The sequence below is a fragment of the Candidatus Symbiopectobacterium sp. NZEC135 genome, from assembly GCF_025962695.1.
On the sequence record NZ_JAGFPF010000086.1, the window covers coordinates 1 to 11,024 of the forward strand.

Sequence of the window (11,024 nt, forward strand, 5' to 3'; positions counted from 1 at the left end):
AGGCCCAGGGTCACCGCCAATCCTTCGAGAACGGTTTTCTCGTTGAACCACTGATAAACCACATGCCATTCAAAGTTTTTATTGGTGCTGACAGACCAAAGGACATAAAAAGCGATAACCAGCGTTAAGCCCCAGGACAGCCGCTGGCTAAAGCGGCTGGGTGGCAGGGCTCTGGCAACATTTCTCAGTGTATCCACGACCAAAGAATACCTCTTAACGTTGTTGGCGATGTAACGAACGGCTTCTGCGAAGAAACGTTGATTACTTGGCTAAATTGATGCCCGGCGCAGGCAGCATGTTATCTGACAAGTGCCATTTCTTCATGACGGCAGCATAGGTGCCATTATCAAAAAGTTGTTGGTAGGCCGCCTGAATTACTGGCGTCAGCGGTGAATCTTTGGCAAACACGGATCCCTGATAGAGATCGTTAAAACCGTTGTGTTGTCCGGTACCAGCCAGTTCGAGCTGCCCGTTAGTCTGCTCAACGAAATAGGTCAGCGGTGCCTGAGAGGAGAAGAAGGCATCTGCACGGCCAGAACGGACAGAAAGGATAGAGGTGGGTTGGTCTGTGTAGGACTGCACCGCAATCGCTGGTTTCCCGGCAGTTGTACAGGCTTCTGATTGCTTGACGAGTACTTGTTCGGCAGAACCACCGGACATTACGGCAATACGCTTACCGCAGGTATCGTCCAGCGTATTGATTTTTTCCGGGTTACCGCTTTTGACGGCAAATACCACGAATTCTCGCACAAAATCGACGAAATCGTTTTTCTCCTGACGCGCTGGAAAATCGCCGATTGGTCCTAGCGCAAACTGATAACGCCCAGACTGTATGCCACTCAACAGGCCTGAGAGCCCACTGACGGAAGCATGTTCGACTTTAACCCCCAGCAATTCACCCAACGCTTTGGCGAGATCGGCACTGGCCCCGTCTAGCGAGTGTGTACCGTTAACAATCTGATAAGGAGGGAAGGAGCCGTTGTTGACGGCATTGAGCACGCCGGCTTTTTTCACCTCATCCGGCAAGCGGTCGTGCAAACTTTTGTTCAGGGTCTGAGTCGGAATGTCAGCGGCCAGCGTGCTTGCAGAAAACAGTGAACTCATGAGTAGCGCGGTATATCCCAATCTTTTCAGTGTCATGCTGTGTTCTCCTCTGCCTTTATTGGATGCAGATGTCAGTGATGGTGGTGAAAATCAGTGATGGTTATTGAAACTATCCTTGTGCTTCGTGTGGCAACCGCGGTGCAACGAAACGACGGTTAACCAGTGCCGGTAAAATGTCGCGGGCATAGGCGGTGCGTTGTGGGTCGATCTCAGCATAGACCAGCGCAGGCGTTTCAGGGGCCTGAACCACGACAACGCCGAGCGGATCGACCACCATACTGTTACCGATGTTGCGTACACCGCACTCGCCAACCGCCACTACATAGGTGGTGTTTTCCAGCGCACGGGCGCGAACCAGCAGTTCCCAGTGGGTTTCTTTCAGCGGTCCTTTGACCCAGGCTGCGGGCAGCACCAGCAGATCTGCGCCATCCAATACCAAACGACGGGCGAGTTCGGGGAAGCGTACGTCGTAGCAGGTCATCAAACCAACGTTCAATCCGGCAACGTTGACCAATGGCGGGACATCTTCTCCCGGCACCACGTTTTCTGATTCTTTCATAGCGAACGCATCGTACAGATGTAATTTGCGGTACTGCGCGATGATTTCACCGTTGCGAACCGCCACCAGCGTATTCCAGACTTTCTCGGTGCCATTCGGAACGTGAATGCTCATCATAGTAGTCATGGTGTTGCCGCGACTGGCTGCGAGCACCTGCGTCATAAACGGGCCATCAAGGGGTTGCGCGGCGGTCAGCACCAGCTTGGGATTGGTGATATCGCGAGCCAGAATGCCTTCCGGCAGCACCAGAAGATCGGCACCGGCCTGATTGGCCTGTTCCATCAGCGAGAGCGTGGTGATGACATTGTTTTGCCACTCTTTATCTACCGCGAATTGTCCCAACGCAACTTTCATAGCAACCCCTGTTATCCATCACTTCGTTAAAATTCACATCATTACCGGCATGACCACGGGAACAGCGCTTGCGGCGTTAAGCATTCCTCCGTGATCTTCTGCGCATGCAGTTCACGGGCGAAATCAGCGATCATCACTTTATTCACTTCAAAGCCGTTATCATTCCAATTGGCGGGCAAATCCAGCGCAGTTCTGCGCAAATCGTCCAGCAGCCATGGCGTGGTGTCGGCATACTTGATGCGTTTGTTCATCCACATGGCGTAGGATTGATCGATGACCTCGCTCAATGCTTCCGGCAGCCAGGGGTGCGCTTCGGCTATCTCGGGTTTAATGCCAAGAACGTGCATTCCCGGGTTGTAACCCACGGCATGGAAGTACTCTAATTCGGCCTGACGGAAATCCCGTTGCAACTGACGTAACCCTGAATGCCCGCTGAAATACCCGTCCGGCATAAAGGGGGTGAAGATGGCATCCAGCCCGCCATTTTTCAGCAGCGTGATCAGCGGTTGTTCGCCGGGCGCCGCTTCAATTCTGCCCGGCTGACCAAACTTGCCGAGCCGGTCTACAATGGGATGCGCCTCGGTCAGACGGCCTGCATACCAGTAGGCATCTTCCGTTTCCACGCCTTCACGGCGCAGTAGGGCTCGCGTCCAGGTATTGCCGGAGTCCTGCCAGCCGGTAACGCCAATACGTTTTCCTGCTAACTGCGATAATTCGGTCAACGGGCTATCTTCCGTTGTCAAAATGCAGCGCTGGCGGAATCCACGCATCAAGAAATGCGGGAGGGCCAGCAAACTTTCATCGCCACGCGCACGACTTTGCGCGTAGCGGCTGAAAGAGACTTCGCCTGCATCGTAATGCGGGCTGTGGGCTAAATCGTCGGGCAGTGTTCCCACCCTGTCGATCGCCAACGTAAAGCCTTTTGGTTTGATGTCGCCTAAAGCGAGTGGGGTAAAATAGTCCCAATCGCGCACAGCCAATCTAATTGTTATTGTCACGTTGTTTTCCCCGGTGAAGGCTAACAAATCCGCACATCTCTTATTATTTGCTTGCTTACAATTGCGCATTTTTTATACGTAATGCGCCTTTTTTTGATACTAGATCGTCATTTGTATGTGTACAATAAGATTTTTGTTATTGAACAAATTATTTTTCTATGACCACAAAAATCGACCCCAACTGGTTGGCAAGTATGCTAACTCACCCCACGATTCGGGGGATTGCGATGGATATCGCGGCATTGATTCGTGAAGAACGCATCGCGATTGGCAGCCAGTTGCCATCAGTTCGGGAGTTGGCCGAAGTGCTGGGGGTCAGTCCGGCAACGATTTCCGCTGCCTGGTCACAGTTGCGGCGGCAAAAGGTTATTGCCGGGCGCGGAAGAACGGGGATGTGGGTGTGTGGTCAACATGTCTCGCCTCGTCCAGAACGTTTCGAGAAAATTGGCAATTTTGGCGACACGATTTTGGCAGATATGACACTTTCTGCTCCTGATCCTACATTGCTGCCTAATCTGTCGATTGCACTGCATCATGGTCTGTCAGCCCCGAATTTGAACAGCTACCAGCGCACCGCCATCATTCCTGAATTAGAACACACGGTGCGCAGCCACTGGCCTTATCCGGCAGAGGCGTTTATCACGGCAGATGGCGGGTTTGATGGCATGTATCTGGCGTTACAGGCATTGCTGTTCCCTGGATCGACGGTGGCCGTCGAAAGCCCTACCGCAGCACGCGTGTTGGATATGCTCGATCATCTGGGTATGAATGCGATTATGGTGGAGTGCGATGAGCATGGCCCTGAAACCGAGGCGCTACAACAGGCATTGTTGCATAAACCGACGGCGTTTATTTTCCAACCCAGAACCCATTCGCATACGGGGAACGCGGTCAGTCATACGCGTTTGGCCGAGTTAGCTGGGCAACTTTCGGGACACGATAACGTGCTAATTCTGGAAGACGATGGTGTGGGTGAGTTATCAACGCACCCGGCAATCAGTCTGGGACGCTACTATCCCGATCGCACGGTGCATATTCGCTCTTATTCCAAAGCGTACGGGCCCGATTTGCGTCTGGCGGTGATGTCAGGCAGCAAAACCTGTATGGGGCAGATTCAATCCTTTCGCCATTTTGGTGCAGGATGGAGCAGCCGGATACTGCAAGGGGCGCTGGCCTATTTATTGACGGATGCAAAAACCCAGCAGAGCATTGCGCACGCGCAGCACGTGTATCACCAGCGGCGGCAAGCGTTGGCGGATGCGCTGGCACGACGTGGCATCTATGTGCCAGAAAACGACGGTCTTTGTATCTGGTTACCGGTGCCTTCGGAACGTTATGCCTTGGTGACGCTGGCTGCCCGTGGCATTGCTGTGCAACCGGGAGAGCGAGCCGGCGTAAAAAACGGGCAGTTTATTCGGCTCAGTATTTGCCAACTGCCCGATCATTTGGTGGAGACCGTGGCCGACGCCGTCAGCCAGATCTTTTGCTAGCGCATTTTCCTTACGAGATCCTCTGCTTGCACTGAGGATCTCGTCGCCTATTTTGGCCTTATTCCTGTGTGTTCTTCTCTGCTTTACCTGCCATCATCGTCAGGAAATCAAAGCGACGACGCAGATCCTGTTCCGCTTCTTCATACAACCGCGCGGTTTCTTCAGGCATTTGCGTATTGAGCCGACGGAAGCGTTGCTCTTTCAGCAGCGTCTCACTCAGGCTGCTGGAAGGCGGACGGGAATCGGTGACTAACGCCGGTTTGCCTTCTTCCACGCGGCGTGGATCGAAGCGATAGAGCGGCCAGAATCCGGTAGCCGTCAGTTGACGCATCTGATCGTGACTGAATGCCAGATCGTAGCCGTGTTCTTCGCAGGGGCTGTAAGCGATGATCAATGATGGACCCGGCCAGGCTTCCGCTTCCTGAATCGCTTTCACCGTTTGATTGAGCTGTGCGCCTAGTGAAATCTGTGCGACATAAACGTGGCCGTACATCATCACATTGATACCCAGATCTTTACGCGCCTTACGTTTGCCTTTTTCCCCAAATTTGGTGACGGCACCCAACGGTGTCGCCTTGGATTGCTGACCGCCTGTGTTGGAATAGCACTGGGTATCCAGCACCAGCACGTTGACGTTTTCTGTCAGGCTCATCACATGATCCAGACCGCCGTAGCCAATATCATAGGCCCAGCCGTCACCGCCAATCAGCCAGACGGATTTGTCAACCAGATGGTCGGCGTCGTGGCTAAGTTCACGCGCGACCGGTTCATTGAGGCTGGCAAGCTGTTCACGCAGTTGCGCGATTTGCTGGCGGCGCAGATCCGGCGCAATGTTCTCTTCCTGCAAGGCGCTCACCAGATCGGCGGGGAGCCGTGGTGCTAGCTGCAAGAGTTGACGCAAGGCGCGCTGGCGATGTTGATCCACGCTGAGACGGAAACCTAAACCAAATTCGGCGTTATCTTCAAACAGTGAGTTGGCCCAGGCCGGACCACGCCCGTTGGCATCGGTGGTCCACGGCGTGGTGGGCAGATTGCCGCCGTAAATAGACGAGCAGCCGGTGGCGTTGGCGACCAGTAAGCGATCGCCGTAGAGCTGCGTTAACAGTTTGATATAGGGCGTTTCGCCACAACCGGAACAGGCGCCCGAGTACTCGAACAGCGGCGTAATCAACTGTGACGTGCGGATATCGATACGCTCCAGCTTGCTCTTGTCGATTTCCGGCAATTGCAGGAAGAAATCAAAGTGGGTTTTTTCCACGCTCAGGTTATCCAGGCGGGACGCCATGTTGATGGCTTTAATCTCAGGGTTTTGACGGTCTTTCGCCGGGCACACCTCGACGCACAGGTTACACCCCGTGCAATCTTCCGGGGCAACCTGCAATACATATTTCTGACCACGCATATCGCGCGCTTTGACATCCAGCGATTGCAGCGAATCAGGTGCGTTGCTCATGGCCTCAGCAGGCACCACTTTGGCACGGATAGCCGAGTGCGGGCAGGCGGCGACACAGTGGTTACACTGCGTGCACAGCTCTGGCTTCCAAAGCGGAATGGCCTCTGCAATGTTGCGTTTTTCCCACTGGGTGGTGCCAGTGGGCCAGGTGCCATCGGGCGGCAGGGCGGAAACGGGTAAGGTATCACCCAGTCCGGCCAGCATGGTTGCCGTCACTGTTTTAACGAAGTCTGGCGCAGCGTCGGACACCACGGGCGGGCGTTGCGGGCTGCCTGAATTAACCGCTTCCAGTGCAACGGCTTCCAGTGCCGCCAGTGTGGCTTCCAGCGCCTTCCAGTTGCGGGCGACCAACTCTTCGCCTTTGCTCCCGTAGCTCTTTTCGATGGCGCTACGCAGTTTCTCTACGGCCACATCACCAGGCAAAATCTGCGAGAGATGGAAGAACGCCATTTGCATCACGGTGTTGATACGCGCACCCAACTGGCATTCACGGGCAATTTTGGCTGCATTGATACAATAGACTTTTGCCTGACGTTGATTCAGGCCTGCCTGAACCTCTTGCGGTAGGCGGTGCCACAGGTCGTCGGCGCTGTAAGGGGTGTTTATCAGGAAAATACCGCCGGGTTTCAAGCGCTCTACCATGGTGTACTTATCAATAAACTGCCACTGGTGACACGCGACGAAATCGGCTTGATCGATAAGATAAGCCGAATTGATCGGGTGTGGGCCAACGCGCATGTGCGATACCGTCAGGCTGCCCGCTTTTTTGGAGTCGTAAACGAAATAGCCCTGCACAAACATCGGTGTGCTGGAACCGACAATCTTGATGGCATTTTTGGTGGCGGAGACAGTGCCATCGCTGCCGAGTCCGTAGAACAGCGCTTCCAGCCCGGCGCTGGAGGGGAAGTGTTGTTCCGGCAATGGCAGCGAAAGGTGGGTCACATCATCATAAATACCCACCGTGAAACGCGGTCTGGGGTTAGCAAGCGCTAACTCATTAAAAATAGCCTGCACGCACTGCGGTGTGAACTCTTTGGATGACAAACCGTAACGGCCACCAATGGTACGCGGTAATGTTGCCCGCTCCCCACGGGAAAAGGCTTCCGCCAGTGCGGTCATCACATCCAGATAAAGCGGTTCTGCCAGGGCACCGGGCTCTTTGGTGCGATCGAGCACGGCGATGCTCTGCGCGGTGTGCGGAAGCGCGGCGAGCAGATGCTGCGCCGAGAATGGGCGATATAGACGCACTTTAAGCACGCCCACTTTTTCACCGCGGGTCAGTTGGGCATCCACCACTTCTTCGCATGTGCCTACGCCCGATCCCATCAGCACAATTACACGCGTTGCTTGCGGGTGCCCGTAATACTCAAACGGCTGATAGCGACGTCCGGTGGCCTCGGCAAAGGCATCCATCGCCTGTTCAACGTGAGCGTAGGTGTTGTTGTACCACGGGTTGGTGGCTTCACGCGCCTGGAAGAAGGTATCCGGATTAGAGGCTGTGCCACGGATCACCGGACGTTCTGGTGTAAGCGCTCGCTCACGGTGCGCGGCAATCGCATCCTGAGGCAGCAGCTTCAGCAAGACGTCATCACTGAGCGGTTCCACTTTATTTATTTCATGTGAAGTGCGAAAACCGTCGAAGAAATGGATAAAAGGGACGCGGCTGTTAAGCGTGGCAATTTGTGCAATCAAGGCGAAATCTTGTGCTTCTTGCACGGTGTTGGCACACAGCAGGGCGCAACCGGTCTGGCGCACCGCCATCACGTCGGAGTGATCGCAGAAAATGGAGAGCGCATGAGTCGCGACGGTACGGGCGGCAACGTGCAGCACGAAAGGAGTTAACTGTCCGGCCAGCTTGTAGAGCGTCGGGATCATCAACAGCAATCCCTGCGATGAGGTAAACGATGTCGCCAGTGCTCCTGTCTGCAACGCCCCGTGCACGGTGGCAATCGCACCGCCTTCCGACTGCATTTCGATCACCCGGGGGGTATCTCCCCATAAGTTCTTACGTTCATCGCTCGACCATGCGGCAGCCTGCTCAGCCATGGAAGAGCTTGGGGTAATCGGGTAGATGGCGATGACGTCGTTTGCTCGCCAGGCTACAGAAACGACTGCGCTGTTACCGTCAGTGGTGATCATGATTTAACCTTAACTTGCTTGCTCACAGAAAGAAATACGATTGCTTCTTTGCATTATCGCATCAGAGAAAAGGGTTTGAATGAACCATAATGAGCTCAGATGTATAAATTCGTGTAACTGAGCATCTTTGCAGCCGAATTTATCATATAACCCAGTAACCGCCTATCTTACGAGGGGCCTCCGTTCCACATGAAAGTTAAGGATGTTAATAAAAATCAGTGAGTAACGTCGCTATATTGAAAATTGTTAATTTTTCTATTAAACCGATATTGCACTGACAAAAAATGCGATATGTTACATAAACCCCGGTGATGCAGCGTCATTGATCAGGGGCATAATAAGAGGACAGGATGATGGCAGATGAGTTGCAGAATAAACTCGTTACGGCGTTAACGTCTCTGCGCGATCAGGGGAAAACACCGACACAGGCCGTCGAGCACATGATTCAGGCATTGGGCGGGCACTATCATGATATTTCCCGCATTAGTGTTTTAAATGCCAAACTGATTGCCGATGTGCTGTATGCGGTTTATCAGGGAAAGATCACCGCTCATGAGTTGGCTGTGTTATTGCGCAATATGTGTTATGGCGGGCCTGAGATCGCTCTGGCGCTTCGGACCACCTTTACCACGCTGGATGCGCAAGCGATTGGGGCGCTGTTGCTGGATGCGCAGGTATATCCCGAGAGTGAAAAACAACAGGTGCACCATGCATTGCGCTATGCAAAATTTGCTGTACCTGAATGCGATCAGGCGGTGGAGGCGCTTTACTCCGCTTAGCGCGATAACGGTGTTGCCGCCATCCCGGCTTCCGGTGTGGCGGTTTGAGTGCTTTTACTGACTTCCCTTCAGAGGCATTATCTGGCCTGTATTGCCAATAACAACGCTTTCCAATAACAACACTGCGTAATCCCGCACTATTTTTTACAAGAATCGCTTTTTTTCTTATCTCCGATCTTTTTCATGCTGCTCGACGACAATCTGTTACGCATAATTATGTGTGTCTGTGTGATTTTGAGGTTTTACTTCCCGATCGCATTGAACAGCGCCCATGGCACGCAACATTACTTTAAGGCGTCATTGCAGTTCTGGAGGTGAAAATGCGAGAGGTTGTTCGCTACCGCGCTGTTCGTGGGGATGATTATCGTCATGTGTGGGTAGTTGGGGATCTTCATGGCTGCTATCAACAATTGAAGCAGCAATTGATTGCACGGAAATTTGATGAACGTTGTGACTTGCTGATTGCTGTCGGTGATCTTATCGATCGCGGGGCGGACAGTGCGGCCTGTCTGGCACTGTTGGATGCTCCCTGGTTCATTTCAGTCACAGGCAATCATGAATGTATGGCCTACGCGGCGTTGCAAGGAGAAAACTGCGACCTCTGGCGCAACAATGGCGGTGGCTGGTATTTCGATCTGAGCCCGATACATCGTCATTCCATCGATCGACTGATCCATCTGTCGGCGTCACTGCCACATGTTCTGGAAGTTAACGTGCAAACGCGCCTTTATGTTATTGCTCACGCCGATTACCCTGCTGCGCACTATGCTTTGGACCTGCCCGTTGATGTGGATGATGTCGTGTGGGGGCGCAAGCGGTTGCAGCAAGCACAGTCTGGCGACTATCAGCGGATCGAAGGGGCAGACCGCTTTATCTTCGGACACACGCCGCTTAAAAAAGTGTGCGCCTACGCTAATCAGATCTATCTCGATACGGGTGCCGTGTATGGCGGGCCCCTTTCCATGGTGCGCTTGCGCTAGCAGGATACCTTTTCTGCGCTTTATTTTTCCCCTCTATGTCCTGTTATCTGTCTGCGCAATAGCGATCCTTGCACGCGCTGATACTCTCGTTCGTTTCTTGCCGAGGCGTAACTAAATAGCACCGTGACGTGATTATTATCGCCCAATGCACAAAATGCTGTTCATACTGTAACCGCTCTAAGGTAGCATTAGGAGGCAATATTGGCGTTTATAACAGGAAAGGATGATGAATATAACCATTTATCCCGCTCAGAGAGCAGATGCGGGCGTGATCTTGGATATGATTATTGAGCTAGCGGAATATGAACTTGCCCGTAATCAAGTGATTGCGACGCGGGAAGACATTGAAAAAACGCTGTTTGGCCCTGATACGCGCACAGAAGCCTTGATTTGTGCCATTGACGGGGTACCGGTTGGGTACGCGGTATTCTTTATGAGTTACTCCACCTGGCTGGGAAAAAACGGTATTTATCTTGAAGATCTCTACGTGGGCAAACGTTTCCGTCAGCATGGTGCGGGTAAAGCGTTGTTAGCGCATGTGGCAAAATTGGCTAAAGCGCGAAACTGTGGTCGCTTGGAGTGGAGCGTACTGGATTGGAACCAGCCTGCTATCGATTTTTACGACAGTATTGGCGCTAACGCACAAAGCGAATGGATTCGCTACCGTTTGGACGAGCAAGGCATCGAGAATTTTTTACGCAAACACGTAAGCGAATGAATTGAAAACGGATAGCGAACCGGTGGCCCGCTAAGAGGCCACCGGACGAATGCTATACACCGAGCTTCTTATGGTATTCCGCACGGGTTTTTTTCAGATTATCTGTCGCGGTTTTTGCTTCAGCTAATTTTCCTGCATCCACCAGCGCGATGGCATCATCGATTTGCGCAATCAACTTGCCCAGACCTTCGTTAAACACCTGGCTGTCAGGCCCTTTGTTAAACTCGGGATCGGCTTTAGCCTTGGTGGCGTGTTCCTTCATGGTCTGTAACTCCGCTTTTAGCGTAGCCGCATCGCTGGCGCTGCTGGCATCTTTATAGCTGCCCAGCATGGCTCGCATTTCCTCTTTCACCGATGCCTGACTGGTCAACGGCAGTGCCAGTGTGACGCTCGCCAATGCGATGCTTACTGCGATCATTGCTCTTTTCATTGCTTACTCCTGTTGGGGGA

Annotated in this window: 9 protein-coding genes and 1 pseudogene; 4 read left to right on the forward strand and 6 right to left on the reverse strand. The window is 53.1% G+C overall.

Annotated elements, in window-relative coordinates:
* The 4 genes and pseudogenes from J5224_RS22135 to J5224_RS22150 form a co-directional block, all read right to left on the reverse strand.
* Positions 1–197 (reverse strand): annotated as a pseudogene (locus tag J5224_RS22135) (amino acid ABC transporter permease); the annotation flags it as partial.
* A gap of 64 nt (positions 198–261) precedes the next feature.
* Positions 262–1,140 (reverse strand): ABC transporter substrate-binding protein, encoded by an 879-nt coding sequence (locus J5224_RS22140; RefSeq protein ID WP_264627409.1) that lies wholly within the window; start codon positions 1,138–1,140, stop codon positions 262–264.
* Positions 1,141–1,213: 73 nt separating this feature from the next.
* Positions 1,214–2,017, reverse strand: coding sequence for a deaminated glutathione amidase (locus J5224_RS22145; RefSeq protein WP_264627410.1), 804 nt, complete (start codon positions 2,015–2,017; stop codon positions 1,214–1,216).
* A gap of 41 nt (positions 2,018–2,058) precedes the next feature.
* A complete protein-coding gene (locus tag J5224_RS22150) occupies positions 2,059–3,015 on the reverse strand; it encodes a nitrate ABC transporter substrate-binding protein (protein ID WP_264627411.1) in 957 nt (318 codons plus the stop codon).
* Positions 3,016–3,173: 158 nt separating this feature from the next.
* Between J5224_RS22150 and J5224_RS22155 the strand changes: the two genes are divergently transcribed.
* A complete protein-coding gene (locus J5224_RS22155) occupies positions 3,174–4,505 on the forward strand; it encodes an aminotransferase class I/II-fold pyridoxal phosphate-dependent enzyme (RefSeq protein WP_264627412.1) in 1,332 nt (443 codons plus the stop codon).
* 58 nt (positions 4,506–4,563) lie between these two features.
* Here the strand turns inward: J5224_RS22155 and nifJ are convergent, their stop codons facing one another.
* On the reverse strand, positions 4,564–8,097 hold the full coding sequence (gene nifJ, locus J5224_RS22160) for a pyruvate:ferredoxin (flavodoxin) oxidoreductase (protein ID WP_264627413.1): 3,534 nt from the start codon (positions 8,095–8,097) through the stop codon (positions 4,564–4,566).
* Between the two features lie 350 nt (positions 8,098–8,447).
* Between nifJ and J5224_RS22165 the strand changes: the two genes are divergently transcribed.
* The 3 genes from J5224_RS22165 to J5224_RS22175 all read left to right on the forward strand — a co-directional run bounded on the left by J5224_RS22165 (position 8,448) and on the right by J5224_RS22175 (position 10,574).
* The gene (locus J5224_RS22165; protein ID WP_264627414.1) at positions 8,448–8,876 is read left to right on the forward strand and encodes a hypothetical protein; all 429 of its coding nucleotides are present in this window, start codon (positions 8,448–8,450) and stop codon (positions 8,874–8,876) included.
* 320 nt (positions 8,877–9,196) lie between these two features.
* Positions 9,197–9,856 (forward strand): metallophosphoesterase, encoded by a 660-nt coding sequence (locus tag J5224_RS22170; RefSeq protein ID WP_264627415.1) that lies wholly within the window; start codon positions 9,197–9,199, stop codon positions 9,854–9,856.
* 226 nt (positions 9,857–10,082) lie between these two features.
* Positions 10,083–10,574, forward strand: coding sequence for a GNAT family N-acetyltransferase (locus J5224_RS22175; protein ID WP_264627417.1), 492 nt, complete (start codon positions 10,083–10,085; stop codon positions 10,572–10,574).
* A gap of 52 nt (positions 10,575–10,626) precedes the next feature.
* Here J5224_RS22175 and J5224_RS22180 read toward each other — a convergent pair whose 3' ends face one another.
* On the reverse strand, positions 10,627–11,004 hold the full coding sequence (locus J5224_RS22180; RefSeq protein WP_264627416.1) for a cytochrome b562: 378 nt from the start codon (positions 11,002–11,004) through the stop codon (positions 10,627–10,629).
* Positions 11,005–11,024: the final 20 nt, after the last annotated feature.

Excerpts from the sequence above, each read along its gene's own strand:
- J5224_RS22140 (WP_264627409.1), bottom strand. The coding sequence starts at position 1,140 with ATGACACTGAAAAGATTGGGATATACCGCGCTACTCATGAGTTCACTG.
- J5224_RS22145 (WP_264627410.1), bottom strand. The coding sequence starts at position 2,017 with ATGAAAGTTGCGTTGGGACAATTCGCGGTAGATAAAGAGTGGCAAAAC.
- J5224_RS22155 (WP_264627412.1), top strand. The coding sequence starts at position 3,174 with ATGACCACAAAAATCGACCCCAACTGGTTGGCAAGTATGCTAACTCAC.
- nifJ (WP_264627413.1), bottom strand. The coding sequence starts at position 8,097 with ATGATCACCACTGACGGTAACAGCGCAGTCGTTTCTGTAGCCTGGCGA.
- J5224_RS22165 (WP_264627414.1), top strand. The coding sequence starts at position 8,448 with ATGATGGCAGATGAGTTGCAGAATAAACTCGTTACGGCGTTAACGTCT.
- J5224_RS22170 (WP_264627415.1), top strand. The coding sequence starts at position 9,197 with ATGCGAGAGGTTGTTCGCTACCGCGCTGTTCGTGGGGATGATTATCGT.
- J5224_RS22175 (WP_264627417.1), top strand. The coding sequence starts at position 10,083 with ATGAATATAACCATTTATCCCGCTCAGAGAGCAGATGCGGGCGTGATC.
- J5224_RS22180 (WP_264627416.1), bottom strand. The coding sequence starts at position 11,004 with ATGAAAAGAGCAATGATCGCAGTAAGCATCGCATTGGCGAGCGTCACA.